17 protein-coding genes are annotated in these 23,651 nt (G+C 64.0%); 6 read left to right on the plus strand and 11 right to left on the minus strand.

Translation table 11 applies throughout. The annotated features are described in order from the left end of the window. Positions 1-30: 30 nt before the first annotated feature. The 3 genes from VGM20_06020 to ligD are packed head-to-tail and all read right to left on the minus strand — an operon-like array spanning position 31 to position 3,085. Positions 31-471, minus strand: a complete 441-nt coding sequence (locus VGM20_06020; GenBank protein ID HEY4100414.1) for a hypothetical protein — start codon at positions 469-471, stop codon at positions 31-33. Positions 472-517: 46 nt separating this feature from the next. After that, complete coding sequence (locus VGM20_06025; protein ID HEY4100415.1) at positions 518-1,543, minus strand: ATP-dependent DNA ligase; 1,026 nt, start codon at positions 1,541-1,543, stop codon at positions 518-520. Positions 1,544-1,546: 3 nt separating this feature from the next. Beyond that, the gene (gene ligD, locus VGM20_06030) at positions 1,547-3,085 is read right to left on the minus strand and encodes a non-homologous end-joining DNA ligase (GenBank protein HEY4100416.1); all 1,539 of its coding nucleotides are present in this window, start codon (positions 3,083-3,085) and stop codon (positions 1,547-1,549) included. 145 nt (positions 3,086-3,230) lie between these two features. Here ligD and VGM20_06035 point away from each other — a divergent pair, with 145 nt between their 5' ends. Both VGM20_06035 and VGM20_06040 read left to right on the plus strand, forming a co-directional pair. Beyond that, positions 3,231-4,214: an aldo/keto reductase gene (locus VGM20_06035; protein HEY4100417.1), complete on the plus strand. Its 984-nt coding sequence runs from the start codon at positions 3,231-3,233 to the stop codon at positions 4,212-4,214. A 295-nt stretch (positions 4,215-4,509) separates the two neighbouring features. After that, positions 4,510-8,523: a chemotaxis protein CheB gene (locus VGM20_06040; protein ID HEY4100418.1), complete on the plus strand. Its 4,014-nt coding sequence runs from the start codon at positions 4,510-4,512 to the stop codon at positions 8,521-8,523. Between the two features lie 45 nt (positions 8,524-8,568). Here the strand turns inward: VGM20_06040 and VGM20_06045 are convergent, their stop codons facing one another. Both VGM20_06045 and VGM20_06050 read right to left on the minus strand, forming a co-directional pair. Then, entirely contained in the window at positions 8,569-9,468 is a 900-nt protein-coding gene (locus VGM20_06045; protein ID HEY4100419.1) for a pirin family protein, read from the minus strand. A gap of 1,444 nt (positions 9,469-10,912) precedes the next feature. After that, positions 10,913-11,911: a hypothetical protein gene (locus tag VGM20_06050; protein HEY4100420.1), complete on the minus strand. Its 999-nt coding sequence runs from the start codon at positions 11,909-11,911 to the stop codon at positions 10,913-10,915. A gap of 354 nt (positions 11,912-12,265) precedes the next feature. Here VGM20_06050 and VGM20_06055 point away from each other — a divergent pair, with 354 nt between their 5' ends. Continuing rightward, positions 12,266-12,757, plus strand: coding sequence for a YetF domain-containing protein (locus tag VGM20_06055; protein ID HEY4100421.1), 492 nt, complete (start codon positions 12,266-12,268; stop codon positions 12,755-12,757). A gap of 3 nt (positions 12,758-12,760) precedes the next feature. Beyond that, on the plus strand, positions 12,761-13,759 hold the full coding sequence (locus VGM20_06060; protein ID HEY4100422.1) for a CHAD domain-containing protein: 999 nt from the start codon (positions 12,761-12,763) through the stop codon (positions 13,757-13,759). Positions 13,760-13,864: 105 nt separating this feature from the next. Here VGM20_06060 and VGM20_06065 read toward each other — a convergent pair whose 3' ends face one another. From VGM20_06065 to VGM20_06090, 6 genes are all read right to left on the minus strand, one after another. Next, the gene (locus VGM20_06065; GenBank protein ID HEY4100423.1) at positions 13,865-15,079 is read right to left on the minus strand and encodes an ABC transporter permease; all 1,215 of its coding nucleotides are present in this window, start codon (positions 15,077-15,079) and stop codon (positions 13,865-13,867) included. A gap of 124 nt (positions 15,080-15,203) precedes the next feature. Next, the gene (locus tag VGM20_06070) at positions 15,204-15,713 is read right to left on the minus strand and encodes a DUF1697 domain-containing protein (GenBank protein HEY4100424.1); all 510 of its coding nucleotides are present in this window, start codon (positions 15,711-15,713) and stop codon (positions 15,204-15,206) included. A 1-nt stretch (position 15,714) separates the two neighbouring features. Continuing rightward, positions 15,715-17,397 (minus strand): multicopper oxidase family protein, encoded by a 1,683-nt coding sequence (locus VGM20_06075; protein HEY4100425.1) that lies wholly within the window; start codon positions 17,395-17,397, stop codon positions 15,715-15,717. Then, entirely contained in the window at positions 17,394-17,867 is a 474-nt protein-coding gene (locus VGM20_06080; GenBank protein HEY4100426.1) for a hypothetical protein, read from the minus strand. Before VGM20_06080 ends, VGM20_06075 begins: the two co-directional genes overlap by 4 nt. After that, positions 17,864-19,264 carry a hypothetical protein gene (locus VGM20_06085; GenBank protein HEY4100427.1) on the minus strand — a complete coding sequence of 467 codons (1,401 nt, stop codon included), beginning with the start codon at positions 19,262-19,264 and terminating at the stop codon, positions 17,864-17,866. The genes VGM20_06080 and VGM20_06085 overlap by 4 nt, the downstream gene beginning before the upstream one ends. Before the next feature lie 47 nt (positions 19,265-19,311). Beyond that, positions 19,312-21,273 carry a Xaa-Pro dipeptidyl-peptidase gene (locus VGM20_06090; GenBank protein HEY4100428.1) on the minus strand — a complete coding sequence of 654 codons (1,962 nt, stop codon included), beginning with the start codon at positions 21,271-21,273 and terminating at the stop codon, positions 19,312-19,314. A 158-nt stretch (positions 21,274-21,431) separates the two neighbouring features. On the opposite strand from VGM20_06090, the gene VGM20_06095 reads away from it, so the two are divergent. Beyond that, complete coding sequence (locus VGM20_06095) at positions 21,432-22,094, plus strand: peroxiredoxin (protein HEY4100429.1); 663 nt, start codon at positions 21,432-21,434, stop codon at positions 22,092-22,094. A 197-nt stretch (positions 22,095-22,291) separates the two neighbouring features. After that, the gene (locus tag VGM20_06100; protein HEY4100430.1) at positions 22,292-23,629 is read left to right on the plus strand and encodes an esterase-like activity of phytase family protein; all 1,338 of its coding nucleotides are present in this window, start codon (positions 22,292-22,294) and stop codon (positions 23,627-23,629) included. The last annotated feature ends 22 nt before the right edge of the window (positions 23,630-23,651 follow it).

The following is a 23,651-nucleotide window of genomic DNA, read 5'->3' on the forward strand; positions in this document are numbered from 1 at the left end:
GTGCGGGAGCGGCGGCGATGGTCGCCCGGTCTAGTTCAGGAGCGGCGCTGTCCCCGGGGCGTCGCAGAGCTTGGCGCGCAGGGCGGCAAATGCTTCACCGTTGGTCGGGTCGAGCACAAAGACATTGATCCGGTTCTGGTAAATGAACGGCGTCATCGTGCTGGCGCCCTTGATCCCCGGCTTGCCGCCGATTCGCCCGCAGACGACGGGCGCCGGCCAGCTGTTGCCCGTTTCGGCGGGTTGCACCACGATCAGCGAATCGAAGGTTGCCGTCGCGGGATTCTTGAGGAGCTGGGCCACTGTCGCCTTGGCATCAGTGGCGAGCGCCTGCGCGCCCGCCTTGTGCGCGGCAAGGAGGGAATCGGCGGCGCGGTGGGCCACGGCGGCGGAATCAACAGTCGACGGCGGAGGAGAACTGCCGCGACCACAGGCGGCAACGAGGAGACCGATCGCAAATGCGTGGCGGGGCATGAGTGCTCCTGTGCGTTGGTCAGGCAGCGCGAAATCTACTGCGCCATCACCCCGCGAAGAGATCGTGCGCGGACGCGGTGGCGTGGGCCAGCTGATCGAAGGTGCACTGCTTCGGCGCCTTGTCCGGGCGCCAGCGCACCAGCGACGTCCCGTGCCGGAAGCGTCCACCGCTCCAGTGGTCGTAGGTGACCTCCACGACGAGCTTCGGCGCCAGTGGTTCCCATTTCATGCTGCGCTTGCCGCTCCAGCGGCTCGGGCCACCGGGCGCCTTGCCGGTAAAGCCCGGCGGCTTGATCAACGTCTTGAGTTTGCGCGTCAGTGCCGGACGGTCGTCGCGCCTGAACGACGAGAGGAAACCGACATGGTCGAGCTTTCCCTTCTTGTCGTACAGACCAAGGAGCAGCGATCCGACCAGCGCACTGTTCGACGCATAGCGAAACCCGCCGACGACGCAATCCGCCGTCCGAATCTGCTTGACCTTCCGCATCCCGGTCCGTTCGCCCGATTGATACGGGAGGTCGAGACGCTTGGCGATGACGCCGTCGATCCCCTGCCCCGCCATGGCAAACCAGTGCTTCGCCACCTTGGGATCGGCCGTCGCCGGCGACAAGGTGATCTGATCGTCGGCGGGAAAGCGCAGCGACAGCTTCTCGAGTTCGCGGCGGCGCGCCGACAGCGGCTCCCGGACCATCGATTTCGATCCGCGCGCGAGCAGGTCGAATACCACGTAGGTCGCGGGATACTCCGTGCTGAGCTTGCGAATGCGGGACGCTGCGGGATGGATGCGCTGCAGAAGCAGGTCAAAGTCGAGGACGCCGCCGTGGTCGATCAGCAGCTCGCCGTCGAGGATGAGCTGACGCAGCGACAACCTGGCCACCATATCGACGATCTCGGGGAAGTAGCGCGTGAGCAGCTTGCCGCTCTTCGACATCAGCGTGACCGTTCCACCATCACGAAAGGCGAGGCAGCGGAATCCGTCCCATTTCGGTTCGTACTGCCATTCCTTCCCCACAGGGAGTTCGTCGACCGGAGCAGCTTCCATCGGCGGGTAGTCGGTCTCGAGTGCCAGCATCGGTCACCTGGCGCCGCGCGCCGGCGGTCCGAACGCGGCAAGATCGAACCGACCGCGCGACGACAGGAGCGGTTTCCAGAGATCGCCCACCCTGCGGACCCGGTCGGGAACGGTGTGGATGGTGAAGTCCTCGATCCGGACGCCGGCCTCCACGTCGTGCCATTTCAGTGGTGTCGACACCGGCGCGCCGCGCCTGGGGCGGACCGAATAAATCGACGCGAGGGTCCGTCCCCAGGCGTTCTGATTGTAGTCCACCAGCACGTGCCCGCGCGGGCGATCGGCGACGCGGTAAATCGCGGTGAGAAGTTTCGGATGCAGCACGGCGAGTTCCTGCGCGATCCGTTTCGCGACCGCCCAGACCTCCTTCTGCGTCGGTCCGCGCACGATCGGCAGATAGACATGGTATCCGCGCGATCCTGTCGTCTTGACAAGTGGCCGCATTCCGAGTGCCGCGAGGGCGTCGCGGAGGATGAGGGCGGCGTCGGTCACCCTCGCGAACGACGCGCCGGGGACCGGATCGAGATCGAAATGGATGAAGTCGGGACGATCGACATCGTCACAGCGCGCGTACCACGGATTGAGGTCGATGCAGCCGAGGTTGACGACCCACGCCAATGCGGCGCGATCCTGGATGATCGGAAAGTCGATCACGTTTCCCGACGCATGGGAGATCGTACAGGTCTCGATCCATTCCGGCCGCGGCGACGGCGCACGCTTCATGAAAAAGCACTTCCCCGTGATTCCGTTCGGGTACCGCTTCATCACCATGGCGCGGTCGCGCAGGTGCGGCAGCAGGACCGGGGCGATGCGCAGGTAGTACTCGATCAGTTCGCCCTTGGTGATCCGGTCGGTCGGCCAGTAAAGCTTGTCGAGGTTGGTGAGCTCGACCTCGTGACCGTCGATCGCCATCAACTCCGCGACAGCAGGCGCGCTGACGGCGTGAGCAGATCGGCGAGCCCGCTTCGCCGGTGGCCGGATCTTCCTTCGCGACGAGGTGATCACAGGAGCGTAGTCGAGTTCAGCTCCGACTCTTGCACAGCGAAGCAACAGACCGCCGCGGCTCATGTCGCCGCGCCCGGCGAATGTCGTCGGGAAGAGGAGCCGCTCGGCGAAGATGGTTTGCAGCACACCGACGTACTTGTCGGTCGCGACGGAGCCAAGCAGGATGGCGTGACGGATTTCTGATGCGCCGGCAATGAGTGCGGCGTCCCTCGCCAGCGGCACCCGATACGGTTCGTGAGTGTGATCGATGGAGGAGGCGCTCATCGCATGCAGATCGTCCAGGGTAATCTCCTGCGACGGATCGACGAGGCCGCGATCGCTGGTGATCACCCGGATCAGGTCGTCCGGTGCGCCAAAGCGCCTGGCGTAGGTGAGCTTTCCCCGGAAGTAGAGTCCGCTCAGAAAGGAGAAGACCTCACCGAGGGGGACGGCACCGGCGCGCAGGCGCGTCGCCAGATCGAAGGTCGCGCGTGGATTGAAGAGGAGGGCTGCCCGGCGACCGGCGGTACTCGCCGGCGAGAGGAGAAAGAGTCGCGGCACGCAGGTGAGACGGCGCCTGTCGGTGCTTCACGCACAGTCGCGAGCCGGGACTGCGGCCCCGCGCAATGTTTCCGGATGCGGCGCAGTTCGTTGCGCTCCCGGCCGACTGTGATAGAATCCACGCCACCTGTTCAAGGAATTCCTGATGCACCACCGCACTCTCGGCTCGCTCGACGTCTCCGCCCTCGGCCTCGGCTGCATGGGGATGAGTCACGGTTACGGCAAGTTTCCTGATCGAGCGGAGATGATCGCCCTCACCCGGAACGCGGTCGATCGCGGCATCACTTTCTTCGATACCGCCGAGGCGTACGGCCCGTACACCAACGAAGAGATCGTTGGTGAGGCGCTCGCTCCGGTGCGCGATCAGGTAGTGATCGCGACGAAGTTCGGATTCCGGTTCAACGACAAGGGAGCGCAGGTCGGCGAGGATTCGCATCCGGCGCACATCAAGGAAGTGGCGCACGCGGCACTCAAGCGGCTCCGGACCGATCACATCGATCTCTTCTACCAGCATCGCGTGGATCCGTCGGTACCGATCGAGGATGTCGCCGGCGCAGTCCGTGACCTGATCACCGAGGGGAAGGTTCGCCACTTCGGGCTCTCCGAGGCTGGGGTGCAGACGATTCGCCGGGCACACGCCGTGCAACCGGTCACGGCGCTCCAGAACGAGTATTCGCTCTGGTGGAGAACTCCGGAGCGTGAGGTGATCCCGGTCCTCGAGGAGCTGGGGATCGGCCTGGTGCCGTTCTCGCCGCTGGGCCGCGGCTTTCTCACCGGAGCGATCGACGAGAAGACGTCGTTCGAGAGCACCGATTTCCGCAATCACCTGCCGCGGTTCAGCGCCGAGAATCGCAAGGCGAACCAGACGCTGATTGAGCGGATCGCGGCAATCGGAAAGCGGCTGCATGCTACGCCGGCGCAGGTCGCATTGGCATGGCTCCTGGCACAGAAGCCGTGGATCGTTCCGATCCCGGGGACGACCAAGTTGAGCCGTCTGGAGGAGAACATCGGTGCGGACTCACTCACGCTGTCGCCCGACGACTTGAGGCAGCTGGATGACCTCACGCGAAGCGTCGAAGTCCACGGCGACCGTTATCCCGACTATATGGAGGCAAAAACCGGAATCTGAGTCCGGGCGGCCCGGATCGCTGACTGTGCGATCCGGCTCCCAACCGTGTGCGATGCGTGGTGCCGATCGTCGCCGCGTTTGAGGTTGCCGATGCCATGGAGCGCCGGTATTCTCTACCCCCCCCGGGTGACTGATTGGACTCGCGAACCTGACTCCCAAGCGGTCGAAGGCTTCAGCCAAGAAATCAACGAAAGCGCGCGCCAAGACTGCCCGCGCTGTTTCCCCCGACGCGTCGGACGACCTGTCGACTGCGGATCCGACCGGCTCGGGGGATCCGCGCCTTCCGTTTCCCGTCGTGGCAATCGGCGCGTCGGCCGGAGGGCTCGACGCGACCAACCAGCTGCTCAAGGCGCTTCCGGCGAATACCGGGATGGCATTCGTGGTGGTGCATCACCTCGCACCGAGCCGGGTCAGCATGCTCGCCGATATTCTGGCGCGTTCGACGGAAATGCCGGTCCAGTCGGCGCAGGATGCGATGGCAATCGCTGCCGACCACGTTTACGTCATTCCTGCGGGCGCCGGCATGGAGCTCGTCGACGGGAAGCTGCGGGTCCATCCGCGGCGCAAGGCCGACGGATATTATCGACCGATCGATGAGTTCTTCCGCTCGCTGGCGCGGGAGCAACTCCATCGATCGATCGGCGTGGTGCTGTCGGGTACCGCCAGCGACGGGACGCTCGGCTGCGGGGAGATCAAGGTTGCGGGCGGTATCGTCTACGCGCAGGATCAGTCGGCTCAGGAAGACAGCATGCCACGGAGCGCCATCGCCGCCGGGTGTGTCGACTTCGTCCTCTCGCCTGAAGCGATCGCCCAGTCACTGACCGAGATCGCGGCGCATCCGCTGGTGGTTCCGCGAGGCGGAGCGCCGGTGCCGGTGGACGTCAATCATCTGTCGGCGGTGCTGGACCAGGTGCGGATCGCCAGCGGGATCGATTTCGAGCATTACAAGCGCGCCACCCTGCTGCGGCGCATCACTCGTCGCATGGTGCTGCACAAGCTGACCGAGATCCGCGACTATGTGAAGATGCTCGCCGAGGATCCGATTGAAGCGGAAGCATTGGTGCAGGACATCCTGATCAATGTCACCTCGTTCTTCCGGAACCCGGAAGGGTTCGAGCTGCTGAAGACGCGCGTCTTTCCCGCGCTCTCCCAGGATCGCACCGGCAAGATGCCGCTGCGGATCTGGGTCCTGGGCTGCTCCACCGGCGAGGAGGCGTATTCGATCGCGATCGCAGTCACGGAGTTCCTGCACTCGACCGGGCGGCACGTGCCGGTACAGATCTTCGCAAGCGATCTCAGCAGCGTCGGAATCACCAAGGCGCGCGAGGGGATCTACACAAAGTTGATCGAGCAGGAGGTGTCGCAGGAACGCCTGCGGCGCTTCTTCGTCGCGACCGACGGCGGGTACCAGGTCAACAAGATGATCCGCGACATGGTGGTGTTTGCGCGGCACAACGCGCTCGTCGATCCGCCGTTTTCGCATGTCGACCTGATCAGCTGTCGCAACATGCTGATCTACCTCGATGCGACGCTGCAGCAGCAGATCGTCACGACAATGCATTACGCCCTGAACGCCGGCGGTTTTCTCTGGCTCGGCCCGTCGGAAACGATTGGCGCAACGCAGGGGATGTTCGACCTCCTCGATGCCAAGTTCAAGCTGTACCAGCGCAGGCCAGGCGTCGCTCATCCCGAGGGGCTGGGACGGAGGGAACACCTCCCCGGGAAGCGCGGTCCGATGGCCAACCACGACGTCGAGCTCCGCATCGGTCGCGATCCGCTCCTCATCGGGGATCCGCAGCGCGAAGCCGACCGCCTCCTGCTGTCGCGCTATGCCCCGGCGGGCGTCCTGGTGAATGGCGACTTCGAGATGTTGCAGTTCCGCGGGGACACGTCATTGTATCTCACCCCCGCACCCGGGCGAGCGTCGCTGAATCTCGTCAAGATGCTGCGGGACGGGCTCGTGGTCGGCGTGCGCGCCGCGCTGCTGCAGGCAAAGCGCGAACGGCGGCCGATCCGGCAGGAGGACCTGCGGATTCGCGCCGGCGGGACGACGCACGTGATCAGCGTCGAGGTGATCCCGATCCGGGTGCCGGCCAGCCGCGACGTGTATTACATGGTCGTCTTCGATGACGTGGCATCGGCGCGGGCGCGCGAAGGATCACCCACCAGGAGCGAGGCGCCGCCGCCGATGCGCGGCGCGCGCGCAACCAGCGAAATCCGGCGTCTCCGTCAGGAGCTCGCGGCGAGCCGCGAATACCTGCAGTCGGTGATCGAACAGCAGGAGGCGGCCAACGAAGAGCTGCAGTCAGCCAATGAAGAGGTACAGTCGACCAACGAAGAACTGCAGAGCATCAACGAGGAACTCGAAACGTCGAAGGAAGAGATCCAGTCGAGCAGCGAAGAATTGGCGACGGTGAATGATGAACTGCAGACACGCAATCAGCAGCTGCTGCAGAGCCACAACGACCTGCGCAATCTGATCGACAGCGTCCAGATCCCGATCGTGATGCTCGGCCCGGATTTCCGGATTCGCCGCTTCACCCCCAGCGCGGAGCGACTGCTCAATCTGATCGGCACCGATGCCGGCCGTCCGATCACCGACCTCCGGAGCAACATCGAGATTCCCGACCTCGAGGAGCGGTTGCGGCAGGTGATCGAGACGATGAGCGCCCAGGAAATCACGCTGCAGGACCGTGATGGCCGCTGGAACCTCCTCCGCCTCCGCCCGTACCGAACTGTCGACCAGAAGAGCGACGGCGTCGTGATGAGCTTCGTGGACATCGACTCGCTCAAGCAGGCCGAATCGTCGGCGCGAACGTCGCGAGATCGTCTTGCCATCGTCCAGGACGACGCGCCGCTCGGGATCCGCGAGACCGATGCGTCGGGGCGACTCACCCGGGCGAACGACGCCTACTGCCGGATTGTCGGTTACGAATGTGATGAAATCCTCGGCCAGCACTTTGCCGACGGGGTGGTCGAGGCCGATCGCGATCAAGCCGAGGGGCAATGGCGGCGAGTGATGGAGGGCGACATTCATCATTACCGGGACGAGTACCGGATCGCCCGGAAAGACGGCGCCGAACGCTGGGTCGAGGTGCACGGCTACGCCCTGCGCGATGAGCGAAAGACTCCGGTGGCCGGCGTGGCGTTCGTCCAGGATATCACGCCGAGAAAGGAGGCGGAGGCGGAACTCCGGGCGGCCGATCGCTCGAAGACCGAATTCCTGGCGCTGCTCGCGCACGAACTGCGCAACCCGCTGGCGCCGCTTCTCAATGTGACCCAGTTGCTTGCCGATCAGGACCTTCAGAGCGAACGCTTCGCCGAGCTTCGCGATGTGCTCGAGCGCCAGATCCGCAATCTCGGCCGGATGACCGACGACCTACTCGATGTGTCGCGAATCTCGCAGGGGAAGATGCAGCTGCGTCGCGAGGACGTCGACTTCGCCGGCGTGGCGCGCCGGGTGGCCGCGCTCTTTCGCCCCACGCTCGATGCGCGGTCGCAGCGATTCGTGGCGACGATCCCCGATCACCCGATACCGGTGGACGGTGATCCCGTGCGCCTCGAACAGATCGTCGACAACCTCCTCACCAATTCGTCGAAGTTCACCCCGGCGGGAGGCACGATCCAGCTGACCGTGGCGAGCGCGGCGGACGATCGCCGCCTCGTGGAGCTCCGCGTCAAGGACGACGGGATCGGCATGGGCGCCGAGGTGCTGGCGCGGATCTTCGATCCGTTCATGCAGGCCGACAAGACGCTCGACCGCAAAGGTGGAGGTCTGGGCCTCGGCCTGACGCTGGCGCGACGGCTGGTGGAGCTGCACGGCGGGACATTGACCGCGATCAGCGAAGGGCCGCAGCTCGGTTCCGAGTTCGTGGTCCGCCTGCCGGTGGTGAACCGCCAGGTCAAACGGTCGGTCGAACATCCGGCAATTCAGGTCACGCGCGAGCGGCCACTGCGAGTGATGGTCGCGGATGACAATCGCGACGGCGCCGAGACGCTTGCGATGGTGCTGCAGCTGGCCGGCCATGTGGTCGACACCGTTGCGGATGGCGCGATCGCGGTGGAGAAGATCAACCAGTTCGCCCCCGACGTGGTCCTCCTCGACATCGGGCTTCCGGGGAAGGACGGCTTCGAGATCGCCCGCGAGCTCCGCAGCAACGGCGGCCCGAGGATGCGGCTGATCGCGGTCACCGGCTACGGCAGCGAACGCGACCGGCAACACGCCGCCGACGTCGGGATCGACGACTACTTCACCAAGCCGATGGAGATCGAACCGCTCCTGGCACTCCTCGGCTCGATCGGCACCTGACGGGCGGCACCGCTGTGCGTCGGCGCGCCGCGTTCCCCGACAATGCTACTTCAGGAATGTCCCGTCGGCGAGTTCGCGAAACGCCTGCCCGAGCTCCTCGCGGGTGTTCATCACGATCGGGCCGCGCCACGCTACCGGTTCGCGCAACGGCTCCCCGGATACCAGCAGGAAGCGGATCCCTTCTTCGCCCGCCTGCACGGTGACTTCGTCGCCGCGGTCGAAGAGGACCAGCGAGCGGTTGCCAACGGTCTCATGAATCACCTGATCCGGAATACCCGCCACTTCCGTCGCCACCGGCATCGGATCGGAGGCGTTGGAAAAGCGGCCGCTCCCGGCGAAGACATAGGCGAAGGCGTTGCGCGTCGTCTCGACCGGCAGACTCTTCCGCTTCCCCGGAGGCACCGAGATATCGACGTATGACGGGTCGGCGGCGATTCCCTCGACCGGCCCGCGAATTCCCCAGAAGTTGCCGGTGATCACCCGAGCCACCGTGCCGTCGTCGTCGGTGCGAACCGGGACGTCGCCGGCCTTGATCTCCTGGTAGCGCGGCGCCGTCATCTTCTTCGATGCCGGAAGGTTGGCCCAGAGCTGGAAGCCGTGCATCCGGCCCTCGGCATCGCCCTGCGGCATCTCCTGATGGATGATCCCGCTTCCGGCAGTCATCCACTGCACGTCACCTGCGCCGATGGTTCCGGCGTTGCCGATGCTGTCGGCGTGGTCGACCGTTCCGGCGAGGACGTAGGTAATCGTCTCGATCCCGCGATGTGGGTGCCACGGAAAGCCGGCGAGATAGTCGGCCGGCCGGTCGTTGCGGAAATCATCAAGCAGCAGGAACGGATCGACCTCGGCTGTGTCTCCAAAGCCGAACGCTCGGCGGAGATGCACCCCGGCGCCTTCGAGCGTCGGCATGGCGTGGACAATTCGTTTGACGGGTCGGATGGACATCGGGTCTTCGGTCCTGTCGATCTGGCGCAGGGAGATTCCTGGCGCGGTCTTCAAGAGTAAACAATAGGAGGTTCCCGGGGACTGCACTGCTGATGACTGACCGGTAGTAGCCGCGATTGGCGTGTCAGCGAAGGCCGAATCCCCTTGCTGTCTCATCGCATCGGAAGCTCTGGACCCGCCCGTCGATAGCTTCGGGCCAACATTGCAGTCGCATCGGCTTCATGGAGATGACCCACGCCGCGACGAGGGGGCGATGGAGCCGAGGCGGTAGCGCTCGGTGATCCAGTCGGTCCTGAATCGCTCTTCGACATCGCTTGTCCGCGCAATGAACGATCGTCGCACGTGACAAGCTTGGGAGTGTCACGTCGCCGATTCACCGAGTTGAAAGGCACGGCGATTCGGCGCGCTCACTGAGGACAATCACTTGATTAGCTCGATCCCATGGGTCCCCACGCGCGCAGCGGACCTCGTCACGACGCCGGGCGTTCCTATGAGTTGAATCAAAGCTCCGCTGATGGAGTCAGCCGCGAGAATAGAAGCTGCAGCGCCGGAAGAAATGCACTTGGTCAGCATTTGCCGGTCATGAATTGGAACAGCGTCGACAAGGTCGTCACTGTCCATTGATTGCCACGACGTCCGCTCGACAAGATACCGGTCGACTGCCTCGAACTCCCCTTGAAGGTCAGCACATATAGCGATAAGTGCCGCTTGGTGTGCGAGAGGGTGAATCGAGAGCGGAAACTGACGCAATCGCACCGGAGGTAGCTTTTGCTTGGTGCTCAGGTTCTTGAGGTCGCTCCGGAGCGTGCGGCAGAAGGGGCATTGGTAATCAAAGAAGACCACGATGGTGTCTCGCTTGTCCAAGCTATCAGGCCGGACTAACCAGATACCGTCCCGGTTCACCATTCTCCAATTCAAGGCGGCCGCCTTATTCATCGCGCGCGACTGCGAATACGCGGCGATTCTAGTCCTTACCGGCCCGTTGGGATTGAGGATCAGGTATAGAAGGCCACAAAGAACTACTGTGCAATTGACACCGATGATTGTGCGTTCAATTCTCGATACACTTCCTTGCATTGTTGCATTCCTCGGAATAGGAGCACGGTCGCCGTCGGCGACGTCCTCCGCTTCCAACGGAAGCCGCCGACGGAAAAGGCCAGCTACCTCAAGGGAAGCAGCCATCCGCGCCTAAGGCAGTGTGGACATTGCACAGCCCAGCCATCGCCGCCCCGTGGTCTCCGCTATGACAGCCCATGTCATCGGCCCACGCAAAGCTGTGCTGATTTGATCCGTCGACCCACTTGTGTCCGCACCAGCCGCTGCCGCTGTCATTCTCGCCGGGCGCTGTATCGGCCCGAGCCGTGGTTGCTTGCAGGCTGAGCACCATGATGGCTGCGGCAGCCGTGCTGGTCACTAGCATCGCAATTCGCATTGGACTCTCCTATCAGTGTGGTGGGTGAATGAGGCGGAAGCGGAACAAACGGATCGTCGAACTCAGTCCATCTGGATACGTTTCCTGGGCAATCACAGAATCCGAAAGAAACTGAGTCAGCGCTTGATCAACTTGCTGTGATGCGATGAGAGTCGCCGTGGAATCGGTGACGGAGTAAACCGCCAGAACGGCATCAAGAACCAGATCTCGATCAAAGCCGTAGAATGATCGAATCGGTCGCCCTGTACGCGTCAGACCGGGCGGTGTCGTTGCTGAATCGAGCGAGAATCTCCACTTGCGATCAGGTACCTGTGTGATCGTCCACAGATAGCCATCGCGGCTGCGCCATGCCGACTTGGTGGTCGCGATCGGCACACTGCGTATGCCGAACTGAGCAAGCTTGTTCAATTGGTCGGGACCATACGGCGTGAACCAGGATGCCGGCAACCGAAGGCGGCGAGTCCGATGCCCGTCAAACGACCATTGTTCAAAAATGGGAGCGAAGTACTCCGAAACAGTCCAGATCCCGGACCCGGCGTCCGCTAACCAGCGGGACCCCATGCCGGACCGAAATGTGCGGGGCCCGGCTGGGTCAAATCCATTGGTGTCACCAAACGTTCGCCCGCGGCCATCGGGTCCATATGCGACAAAGGTGCGAAGGTTCGAACTTCGATTCGATCCGACAACGCGTCGCCCGGCTAGGCCGACGAGTCGCGCGTCATCGAGCGGCTGCGCAACAGTTTCGGTGATCGGGGGTTGGCCCGAAAGAGGGAACCACACGATTCGATTGATGCTGAATGCCCCTATCAGTGAATCGGACGTCGCCACGACATGACCGATGCCCGTCAATTCGCCGGGGCCTTTGCCGCGATGGCCAATCAGCCGAATCAGCGATCCGTCCCAACCGAACTCCGCAACTTTGCTTGGCTCCGACACCGGGCCAACGTAGAAGTGTTGGTCCATACCTTCCGCGACGTCAGCAAGAACTACGGGAACGACCGTATCCTCCACCGATCCGATTTCGGCGATTGGTGATATGGAGATTCGGCACTGCCGGCAGGATGGGACGTCGCTAAGGGGATTTCGGGTGAGCGTGTCGCCCGCTTCCACAACTCCAACGCCCGGAATGTGGTCATTGGCGTGCCGCTGCCGCGGCGCACACGCCGAAGCGAACATCATCCCAACCGTAACGATTCGGGAACGGGATATCATGGTCGGCCGATCATTAGCATCGTTCAAAACGAAGAAGTAGCAAGGCGCAGGCGCCGCAGTCGATCCCATTTCACAACGAAGGCAGCCTTCTTCATCGTAGCTCCTTAACAGATTTCCGATAGTCCCGCGCAATCCGTCGAGTAACATTGATCCATGACTACTCCAGATCTCTTCGGCCAAGGGTCGAACCTCACCGCCGTGCAGATGTGCGTCCGGGCCGGCGCCGGATTCGTGATCGCCGTTGTCCTCGTCCGGATCGCGGGGCGCAGGTCGTTCGGCATGCGTTCCCCGTTCGACGTGGTGATCTCCCTCCTCCTCGGCGCTGTGCTGAGCCGGGCGGTGGTCGGTGCATCGCCGTTCTGGCCCACCGTGGCGGCGTCAACCGTCCTGGCGCTGCTGCACCGGCTCTTCGGATTGCTCGGGACGATGAGCCACCGGATCGGCCGGGTGATCAAGGGCGAGAGCATCGTCGTCTTTGCCAACGGAACGGTTGACCCGGTACATCTTCGCCGCGCGCTGATCAGCGTCGAGGATCTGACCGAGGCGGTGCGGGTCAATCTCAATCAGAACTCGTTCGACGGGATCGAGCAGATCCGCGTGGAGCGGAACGGCGAAGTCGGGATCGTGGTCGCCCAGCCGAAGTGATCGGTGCGTCCGGGGGATTCGTCCGACGTCTTTCCGGGAGAGGGAGGCGTCATGGACCTGGTGACGCAGGAAATGCTGGGTGAATCGGCCGAACACGGCGCTCGCGCCATCGCCCACGAGTACCTGCAGCACGCGGTGAAGCGGGCCGCGCCGCTCCTGGTGCCGCCCGCGACGGCGGATGCCGCTGCCGCCGAGCGCACATCGGCTGACGTCCACGACTTCCGCGTCGCCTTGCGTCGACTGCGCACCTGGCTTCGAGTCTGCAAGAAGCCGCTCGATGAGATCGTCCCGAAGAAGCGGCGCCGCGCGCTGCGACGGATATCGCGCTGCGCCGGCAGGGCACGCGACGTGGAGGTCGAACGATCGTGGTTCGGTGAATCGCAGCTCCCCGGGGCCGACGCCGCGACCCTCGCCGCGGCCAGCCACTTCCGAAACCGGCTCGACAAGAAGGAGCTGAAACGGGTCGACCGGCTTCGTCGCGCGATTGCCAGCGATTGGCCCGCGGTGGCCGAACAACTCGGCAACGATCTCCGCCACGATGCGCCGGAGGGAACGGGCGACAAGTTCGGACCTCACCTTGCCGGCGCACTTCGCGATGAACTGGAGGAGTTGCGGCAGACGGCGGGAACGCGCCCTCGCACATCCGATGTCGGCGCGATCCACAAGACCCGGATCGCAGCGAAGCACCTCCGGTATCTCCTGGAGTCGTTCGAACCGAAACTCGGGCGAGGAACCCGGACGCTGTCCCTGCTGACCGGCGCGCAGGAGAAGATCGGCGCGCTGCACGATCAACAGCTGGTGGCGAAGCGGATCGACAAGGAGATCTCGGCCAAGGGGGCCAACGGGGGAATCGTGAAGTTGCGGCGGATCGCCCGTCAGCGCATCCGGGACGCCACTCCTGCCGCGCGAAAAACCGCCGCCGCCTTGTCGCAGCCGCAGATTGGCCGCGACGTCGGCGCGCTGGCGACGCGATGTGAACGACGGCCGAGGAGATTGCGGTAGGCCGGGACCGAGCCTGAATCACCCCAGCGGGAGCTCTCCGAAGCGCGGAAGAGGGGCGCGAAGGTTCCGCGCAAAACGAAGAGTTCCTGGCGGATCCCCAAGCGGCTATTCGTACCGCAACGCCTGGATCGGGTCGAGACTCGCCGCACGCTGCGCCGGCCAGAGGCCGAAGGTGAGCCCGACGACCGCGGAGAATGCGAACGCCACCAGGATCGCGACGATCGAGAGCTGCGTCGCGGCGCCATATTGCCGGGCGACGAAGATCGAAGCACTGACCCCGGCGGCGATCCCGAGGACGCCGCCTGCAACACAGAGGACCAGCGCCTCCACCAGGAACTGCGCCATGATCGTGAAGCGCGTCGCACCGAGCGCCTTCCGGATCCCGATCTCCTTGGTCCGCTCGGTGACCGACACGAGCATGATATTCATGATGCCGATCCCGCCAACCAGCAGTGACACCGCGGCGATCGAGATGAGCAGACTCGAGAAGGTATCGGCGGTCTGCTGCCGGGTCGCGAGGAAGTCCATCGGCGACATGATCCGGAAGTCGTTCGGATCCCCCGGCTGGATCTTGTGCTGGCGACGCAGCACATCCTCGGCGTCGACCATGCTCCGCTGCAACGGCACACCCGGCGCTGCGATCACGGAGATCGACCGCAACCGGTCGGTGCCGAAGACGCGGAATTGTGCCGTCCGCAGCGGAATCAGGATCTGCTCGTCTGGATTGTCGTATCCCTGCGCCCCCTTGGCGCTCAGCACGCCGATCACTTCGAAATCGACCTGACGAATGGCGATCAATCGTCCGATCAGCGCCGCCGGGTTGACGCCGAGCAGCTTGGGGACGTCGGCACCGACGACGGCATAGCGCTGGCGTGAGGCGTCGTCGCCGTTGGTGAACATCCTGCCGAAGGGGATGGTGTAGTTGTGGGCGTCGGCGTAGTTCGCCGTGGTGCCGACGATGCTGGTGTTGATGTTGTGATCGAGGTACACGACCTGCTGATTGCGGGAGAGTTCGGGAACGACGGCGGCGAAGGTGGTGCCGTCAGCGGCGAGCGAATCGGCATCGGCGACATACATCGCCGCTCGTGTCGCCGACGCGACGTGCCCTTGCATCCGTCCCATCCCCGGATTGATACTGATCAGGTTGGCGCCCAGTGCGTTGATCTGGTCCTGCACCGCCTGCTTGGCACCGCTCCCCATCGCCACGACGGTGATCACCGCTGCCACACCGATGATCACACCCAGCATCGTCAGCGCGCCGCGAAGCTTGTTCGCCCGGATGCTGCCGATCGCGACCCGAATCGTTTCACCGACCAACATCGTGCCCGCCTCCGCCCAGCGTCTCCGAAGATGCGCGACTTTGCGTTGCCGGAATCATCGCGGCGTGCGCAATTGCCGACGACTCCGCAATGTATAACGTATCGCTCCCATCTCCAGTGCCAACTCAACTCGCCGAGAGCTCCGCGAGCCGCGCCACCGTGTTCATGTTGCGCGCGGTTGCAGCCTTTGCCGCAGGAATCCGGAGTGTCGACTTTCCCATTCCCGCCGGATAGTAGACGAAGATCTCGCGCGTCCCGAGACGGATCACTTCATCGGTCTGTCCAGCCACGCGCGCCAGCGCATCCTTCGGCGGGTCGTTGTCGAGGAAGTGGACGTAGGTGAGGTTCCCGGCCTTGGTGCGGAACGGATTGGCGGAGACAACGCCCTGCATCTCCGCCCCGGTGCGAATGAAGACGTCGATCGCCGATCCCATATGCGCAAAGAGACACTTCTCCAGCGCGCCTTTCACGGCGCGCGGCCGCAGCTTGCTCCGGAAGACCACGTTGCCGCTGGCGATGTACGTCGCTACCTCGGTGAAGCCGGCTCCGATGCACAGTTGCTTGAGATCGGCCATCGCGAGTTTGCCGGTGCCACCGACATTGATGGCGCGGAGGAGAGCGACATATGTTGCCATCTCAGCGCACGTGCATCGTGGTCATCATCCCGGATCCGAGATGCTCTGCGATATGGCAGTGGAGCATCCAGTCGCCCGGATTCGATGCGTCGATCAAGAGGTCGACCGTCGAGCCCACCGGGATCAGCACCGTATCCTTCCAGACGAGGTTGGCGGTGGGGACGCCGTCCCGCGCCACGACCAGCATCCGCTGGCCATGCAGGTGGATCGGATGCTGCATCGGGTGAAATGACTTGGGGTCGTTGTAGATCCGGAGCTTGATCACGTCGCCGCGCTTCACCTGCCAGTCGATGGCGTCGTTTTCCTTCCCCGTCGCATCGTCGCGGATGATCCATCGCACCTGACTCGCCGTCGAGAGCCAGTTCATGTCGGGCATCCCGTCAACCCATTCCACGGGGTGGAAATACGCCGTGTCGATGCTCATGAACTGCACCGTGAAGAGCGGGAGCGCCGTGACGGCGACGGTGAGCGTGAGCTGCTTGTCGGGCGGCCTCGAGAAATACTGCCGGTATCGAGCGATGTCTGCTGACACCGCCGCATTGGCGCGGAGGTGGGTGAAGGACGCCGCGTAGTCCGGCGTCGCCGGCGACGAATCGACAGTGACCCACCCCAGGGTGTCGACCACGGCCTCGAATTCTCCCTTGTAGTGATTGATCGCCTGGATCGCGTTGACCAGCGGGAATCGCCCCGGCCGGTCGAAGCGCGCTTCGATCACATAGCGCTCCGCCGGGGCGAGCACAACGCTGGCGACCGATTCCTCCCGTTCGAATCGGCTCTGATCCGACGCGACCACCTTCATCGCGACACCGGGAAATGACACGTTCCATGTGCGCGAGGAAGCAACGTCGGTGAAAAAAAATCGCACCACCTGCCCCCGCTTCACCGTCAGCGACCAGTCCGGCTCGCCGTTGACGAGCGGGATGTTCCCCACCCGGCCCATCAGCGCGAAATCCGGCGCTTCCCGGCCGAAGGGAATCAGCGTGTCGGCGTTGATCATCAGGTCGCCGAGCATCAACGACTGTTCACTGTTTGCCGGTGAGTAATAATCGGAATCGGGACTGTCGACCAGCATGCTGCCGTACAGCCCCATCGCCTGCTCGATATCCTCCCGCACGTGCGGGTGATACCAATAGATCCCCGCATCGGGAAAGCGGACCGTGTAGGTGTAGTCACCACCCGGCGGTACCTCATGTTGCGTCAATCCCGGAACGCCGTCGTCGCGGTTGTCGAGCCGGAGCCCGTGCCAGTGCACGCTGCTCGGCAGGTCAATGTGATTGTGAAATCGTACCGTGATCGTGGCATGCTGCGCGACGCGAATCAGCGGGCCGGGTATCTGGCCGTTGAAGCCGTACATGACGAAGGCCTTGCCGCGAATGTTGCGCGACACCAGCGTCGCCGTCAGGTCGAGCGTGTCGCCATTGCGAAGGCGGACAATTGTGGTCGGGGTCGTTGCTGCGAGCATCGACCGGTCGACGCCAATCCCCGGCAGAAACGGTGCAACCGGCGGCAGCAGTCCGGCGAGAGCCGGGAGAATCATCATGCCGGCTGGCATCGGGATCGGCATCGATGCCGCGGCCCCCATCTGCATCCCCTGCATTCCAGCCATGGAGGTCGAGTCCTGCGCCTGCAACGGTCCCGCCGCGGCGGCGAATAGTCCGAGCGCGCACGCGGTGCGCCGGATCACTGCGAGATGCCGCGGAAGAGCGGGTGTGTCAGGAAGGTTTGCAGCCAACCACTCGGCGAGGTCCCGTGCAACACGATCGGACCGGTGTGCGTGGTCGATCCCGCCGTCGCTTCGGCGGTGATGACCAGGAGAAACTTGTTCATCGACGTCTCGCCGACCGTGGCAGTGTCGCCGGAAACCGTGCCCAGACGATGCCACTCCGTCAGGTCTGGTGAGACCTCCCAGGCCACGAGCGCGTGGTAGGGGCCGAGCGTCGCCGGGGCCGGGAGATTCGCCGCCGAGATTCGCACGTTGTACCGATGCCGGCCGTCGGCGGTCACCGCAACGCCGAACGGCGACGCCGCGAAGACGAGACGCGCTTCGCCGTGCGCGCCCGGTGCCCTGGCGCCGGGGAGGAGGACGATGCGGTACGGTCCCTCCGGATCCCGCGACGCCAGGGCCAGCACGGCGGCGGCCAGCGCGCCGATCATTGGCGCGGCGCGTTGCCGCCGGTCGTGCCACCGCCGCCAGCCTGGGCAATGGGGCCGTGATCGTAGTCCTGCACGCTGGAGATGTTCGGCATGCCGACGCTCTTCCCGTTCCAGCCGGTGAAGCCATCCATCCGGAAGAGCCAGAGTCCGCTGCGCATGTCGCTGATCGCGATCAATCCGTCGGAGTTACGGATATCGACGCCGAACGCACCCTGCTCGACGCTCGTGGTGCTCTCCCAGTTGACGTCGGGATTGCCGCCGAACCCGTGCTCGTGGACGCAGTTGGTGCAGGTGTAGTACCAGCCGTCGGTCCTGGGATGCACCGGATCGCGGAGGTCGAAGGCGAAGAAACCATCTTCATACGCAGAGACGAAGACGAAGGGCCAGCGGACTTCGTGATTGTGGGAGAGGTCGTGCCAGTCGGCGGTCCATGCGGAGACCGGAAGGTCGAGATTCTGGCGCTTGCCGTCCTGTCCCGCGCGCAAATCCCAGATCCGCAGCGGGGTGTACTGGTACTCGGTCTCCGTCACCGCGTAGTTGCCATCGGGCGACGGGGTGAAGGTGTGCGCGATGTCATATCCGAGACCGGTGATGGTAAAGAGCTGCACCGGATGTTCCGGATGGGTGATGTCCCAGGCAGAGTAGCCGCCGAGACCTGCGCCGTAGAAGACGTCACGGTGCCGCGCAACGTCGTAGCCCACATAGAAGTCATGATAGCCGCCGGCCATGACCTGCTTCATCGGCGTCGGATTGTCGACCTCACCGATCAGCCAGCTGCCCGGCTCAGCGTTGCTTACGACCTTCGCGAGATCGTAGATCACCGCCTTGGTCTGGCCAACGGTGGCGAAGTAGAGAACGCGGCCGTCGGAATGCTTGTAGGCGAAGGTGTTGTGGAAGCCGCCTGGCGCCTGCGGGTAGCGGATGCGCGCCACGACCTTGACGCTGGCAGGATCGGGCAGGCCGGTGACATCGAAGATCACCGCGCCAAGGTCTGCGTCGGGACTTCCCTGGTTGAACTGATATGACTGCGCATAGTAGTAACGATTGCCGATCTTGAAATACTTGCCGTCCATCGCGCCGATTCCCCGGTGAAGTTCGGGGTTTTCGATGGTCCAATCCACCAGCTTCTTCGGATGCGCCGGATCCCGCACGTCATACATCTGCGCATCGAAATTCACGAAGCCCGAGACGTAGACGTATGGGCGTCCGGGATCCTGCTCCATTTCGACATCCGCGTCCTTCCAGACGCCAGGATGAGTCACCACGTGGGCGACGACGTGCACGTTCGGCGACCCGCCGGTCTTCAGGCCGGGCGTGGGAACGGTTCTCCCGGGATCCTGCCCGTGCGCTGAGGCCACCACCCCGGAGAGAATCAGCGCTGTCATTCGTGCCCGCATGTCGACTCCTTGAAGGGGACTACGTCAGGACCTGAAGTCACGCCAATTTACTGCCCCAAAGCACGCTTGAGCGCTGATTCGCCGCCCAGAACCGGAATGGAGATCGACGTGCCATCGAGGTCGACCGTCAGCTCGGTTCCGGGCGTCGGGCGGAGGGTGAAGCCGTAATCGCTCGACAGAATCATCAGCGCAAGCTGCTGCCCCGGCTTGATGATCTGGTCGTCTGGCTGAAGCGGGAAGGTCATGGTGTAGAACTTCCCCGGCACCAGCGGCATGCCGGGGATCTTCGAGGTATAGTCGTCGCCATTCTTGAGCGACTGGTAGTTCTGCGGGTCAGCCCACCCGCGCGTGACGACCCCGATCTGGCCGGCGCTCCCGATCGGCGCCGGATCGAACGGCAGGGTCACGAGATAGACCGAGAGATTCGCCGCCGGCTTGCTCACCGCAATCTTGAGCGTCACCAGCGTGCTCCCGGACATGTGGATCGAATCCTTGAGCACCGGAAGGGCATAGAGGAGCCGGTTGGTCGACGTGCTCGCTTTCGCCATGTCGCCCGGCTTCACGTGCCAGTCATCGACCAGCTTCTCCGCCCCCTGCTTCCCCTCGGCCTTGAGGGTCAACGCCGCGACGCCGTTGCCACCCTTTGCCGGATGGAGCGTGACCATCGCCGTGCCGGGGATCGGGTAGTCGGCGTAGAACGTCGGCGGCGCCGCGCCGCGCCCGCCGCCGGGAACGACTGCAGTCGACTGGACAATCATCGCGCGCGGCAGCGTGTCGACGCCGTTGTTGATGCCATACAGGTAGTGCGCCCACCATTTGTTCTGGATCTCCTGCGGCGGCGGCGCGCCATGACCGCCCTGGCTCATGTAGATCTTGGCCGACGGATTGATCTTCTTGAGCGCTTCCCACATCCGGATCGTGTTGTCCGGCATGACGTTCCAGTCGTTGAATCCGTGTGCGAAAAGGACCGCGGCGTGGACGTTCTTGATCAGCAGCGTCTGGTCGCGCTCCGCCCAGAAGTTGTTGTAGTCTCCATGCTGGCGATCGGCCTGTTGCGCGAAGAGTCCGTCACGGTAGATGCTGTCGCAGCGCGCGCGCACGCGTCCGCTGTGCACGAAGTCGTAGAGGACCTCGACGTCTTCGCCGAGATAGCCGCCGGGAGAGCGATCGAGTCCGTAGGAGCGGTAGTAGCGGTAATCAGAGGTGTTCGGCGAGATCGGGATTACCGCTTCGAGCCCCGGCACGCCGGTCACCGCGGCCGCCATCGGCAGCGCACCTTCATACGACGTCCCGTAGATCCCCACCTTGCCGTTCGACCAGCCCGCGGCACTCACTTCCTGGTTGCCGTCGAATGTGGTGTACGCCTTGGCGCGTCCGTTGAGCCAGTCGATCACGAACCTGGCGCCGTTGCGTTCGGTGGAGTCGCCGGCGGTGGGACATCCGCCGGAAAGACCGGTCCCCGCCGCCTCGACGTTGATGGCGATCAGGCCGCGCGGCACCCACTGCGATGCGTAGCGCGCCTCGACCGGAGGATCGGCGAGGAACGGGCGATACGTCGCCGGCGTCCGCTTTGGCGGCGGCGCACCGATCTCCTGCTCGACGTTCCAGTCGGCGTCCGAGTTGCCCGGACCGATGTATGGCGACGCAAGCATGATGACCGGCAGCTTGATCCCGGCCTTCTCTGCTGCCGTGGAGCGTACGATGTCGGCATGAACCCGATCGGGCTTCCCATCGTGGTCGCTGTCGAAATTGGTCTCGACCCAGACCCGCTCCTTCACCCATTGCGTCGTGTCGGCGTATTCGGACACCGGCTGCAGCATCCCGTCGCGAACGATCGGACCGAGATGGCCCAGCGTCGTGATCGCGGAGACCGGGCGGGTGGTATCGCCGCCCCGCCCCGCACGCTGTGCCGAGAGCGGGCCGACCAGCGCAAGCGCCAGGAAGGCGGTGGCGGCCGACGTGATACAGGATTCAATCCGCAATGACAGCCGGGGATGCTCAATTGACATGTAGTCGCTCGTGTAAAGGACAGGTCGTGGCACGGTAACGTCGGCCACAAATATGGCAGGGGCGCCGTCGGGAGGCTCGCCCCGGCGCTGCTCATGCACCGCGCCAGGAATCACGGTATACTCTCGCGCGAACACCCCAACCCATCCGGAGCCTTTCAGTGTCACTGCGCATCGGCGATGCGGCGCCCGATTTCACCGCACAAACTACCGACGGCCAAATCACCTTTCATCAGTGGCTCGGCGACTCCTGGGGAATGCTCTTCTCGCACCCCAAGGATTTCACGCCGGTCTGCACCACCGAGCTCGGTGCGCTGGCACATCTGAAGCCCGAATTCGACCAGCGCGGCGTGAAGATGATCGGGCTCTCGGTCGATCCGATCGACCGCCACGTCGGGTGGTCGAAGGACATCGAAGAGACCCAGGGGCTCGCGCCGAACTATCCGATGATCGGAGACACCGACCTGCATGTCTCCAAGCTCTACGGGATGCTCTCGGGCGACGCGGGTGACAGCTGGGACGGGCGCACCGCCGTCGACAACCAGACCGTGCGGAACGTCTTCATCATCGGGCCCGACAAGAAGATCAAGTGGATGATCGCGTATCCGATGAGCACCGGACGGAACTTCGAGGAAGTGCTCCGGTCGATCGATTCGCTGCAGCTCACGGCGAAGCACAAGGTGTCAACGCCGGCAAACTGGCGGCAGGGCGAGGATGTGATCATCTCGGGAAACGTGAACGAAGAAGAGGCTCGCAAGACATATCCCGGCGGCTGGAAGCAGCCGAAGCCGTACATCCGGATCGTACCGCAGCCGGGCCGATAAGCCGGGCTGTTCCGGGACGCTGACCATCAGCGCCTTGTCATCACCGGTACCGTGGTGGCAAGGCGTTCGACTATCCGTGATCGTCTCGTGGCGCGACCGTTGCGAGACGGCCGCCGAACGCACGAATTCTCCCCGCACCTTCTGGTCGCTGCACCACGCGACACCCCGTCGCGCACGCCGACCACCTGGAGAATTCGATGCGCCCTACGATGCGGTACCGCCTCGCCCTCGTCACGCTTGCGCTTGTTGTCGCCGCGTGCCAACCGGACCAGAACCCCACCGCGCCGGCCACGCCGCCGAGCCTCAGGAATGACAAGACCAGCACCGTGCCCGTCGTGGTCGGCGTCGAGGTAGTGCCGCTCCTGCCGAACGATATCCTCGCCACGATCAACGGCATCCACGTGTTCAACGGCGGATTCGGTTCGGCGATCGACCAGCCCGAAGGCGGCAACAACGACTTCTATTCGCTGACCGACCGCGGACCGAACGTCGCCGGCAACGGCACCGACAAACTCTTCGCCGTGCCCGATTTCCATCCGCAGGTTGGTCGGTTCCATCTCGAAGGGGCCACGCTGGTGCGGCAAGGTGTGATCGTGCTCAAGAATGAGTTCGGTGTTCCGATGAGCGGCCTCCCGGTGGGCGCAGCGGGGTGCGGCGCCACCGGCGAGATCCCCCGCGACATCAACGGAAATCTCCTCCCGTTCGACCCCAACGGCATCGACAGCGAAGGGCTTCGCGTCCTCGGCGATGGTTCGTTCTGGGTCTCCGATGAGTACGGTCCGTTCATGATTCACTTCTCCCGCACTGGCGTCACCCTCGAGAAGGATTCGCCGTGCAGCGGACCGAATCCGCTCCCCGCCGTGTTGACCCATCGCCAGGCGAACAAGGGAATGGAAGGGCTCGCGGCGCTCAATGGCGGACATCTGCTGGTGGGAATCGTCCAGAACCCGCTCGACAATCCCGCCCACGCCGATGCCAAGAAGTCGCACCTGCTTCGCATCGTGATGAACGACGTGCAGCATGGCAAGACCGCGCAGTATCTCTACCCGATGGATGACCCTAGCTACGGCGCCAGCGACATCGAAGCCGTCTCGAACACGACCTTTCTCGTCGACGAGCGCGACGGCAACTTCCTCGGCGATCCGGCAAATCCTGCAGTCCAGAAGAAGCTCTACCTGATCGATATCAGCGGTGCCACCGATATCAGCGATCCCGCCAACGGACCGAACGGCCTGATCGTCGGCGGGAAGACGATGGAGCAGATGTCCGACGCCGACCTGGTCGCCAACAAGATCGTGCCGGTGAAGAAGACGCTCGTGGTCGACATGCTCGCCTACGGCTACACGCACGACAAGGCGGAGGGTGTCGCGTTGATCGATGGCGGGAAGACGATCGTGGTGTCGAATGACGATGACTTCGGCGTGAGCGACGACGGGCACGCCCACCTGATCCAGAAGCTGCTTCCGTCAGGTCTGGTCGATCACAATGAGGCGTGGTTCTTCCACCTGAGCAAGTCGCTCAAGTCCGATCACTGAACGGTACAACGGACCCCGCGAG

This window comes from Gemmatimonadales bacterium, from assembly GCA_036500345.1.
Classification (GTDB): domain Bacteria; phylum Gemmatimonadota; class Gemmatimonadetes; order Gemmatimonadales; family GWC2-71-9; genus Palsa-1233.

What these genes read in the sequence shown, in the direction of transcription:
- VGM20_06090 (HEY4100428.1), bottom strand. Translation starts at nt 21,273, where the DNA reads ATGTCAATTGAGCATCCCCGGCTGTCATTGCGGATTGAATCCTGTATC.
- VGM20_06100 (HEY4100430.1), top strand. Translation starts at nt 22,292, where the DNA reads ATGCGCCCTACGATGCGGTACCGCCTCGCCCTCGTCACGCTTGCGCTT.
- VGM20_06025 (HEY4100415.1), bottom strand. Translation starts at nt 1,543, where the DNA reads ATGCTGGCACTCGAGACCGACTACCCGCCGATGGAAGCTGCTCCGGTC.
- VGM20_06070 (HEY4100424.1), bottom strand. Translation starts at nt 15,713, where the DNA reads ATGGCAACATATGTCGCTCTCCTCCGCGCCATCAATGTCGGTGGCACC.
- VGM20_06080 (HEY4100426.1), bottom strand. Translation starts at nt 17,867, where the DNA reads ATGATCGGCGCGCTGGCCGCCGCCGTGCTGGCCCTGGCGTCGCGGGAT.
- VGM20_06085 (HEY4100427.1), bottom strand. Translation starts at nt 19,264, where the DNA reads ATGCGGGCACGAATGACAGCGCTGATTCTCTCCGGGGTGGTGGCCTCA.
- VGM20_06045 (HEY4100419.1), bottom strand. Translation starts at nt 9,468, where the DNA reads ATGTCCATCCGACCCGTCAAACGAATTGTCCACGCCATGCCGACGCTC.
- VGM20_06035 (HEY4100417.1), top strand. Translation starts at nt 3,231, where the DNA reads ATGCACCACCGCACTCTCGGCTCGCTCGACGTCTCCGCCCTCGGCCTC.
- VGM20_06055 (HEY4100421.1), top strand. Translation starts at nt 12,266, where the DNA reads ATGACTACTCCAGATCTCTTCGGCCAAGGGTCGAACCTCACCGCCGTG.
- VGM20_06065 (HEY4100423.1), bottom strand. Translation starts at nt 15,079, where the DNA reads ATGTTGGTCGGTGAAACGATTCGGGTCGCGATCGGCAGCATCCGGGCG.
- VGM20_06020 (HEY4100414.1), bottom strand. Translation starts at nt 471, where the DNA reads ATGCCCCGCCACGCATTTGCGATCGGTCTCCTCGTTGCCGCCTGTGGT.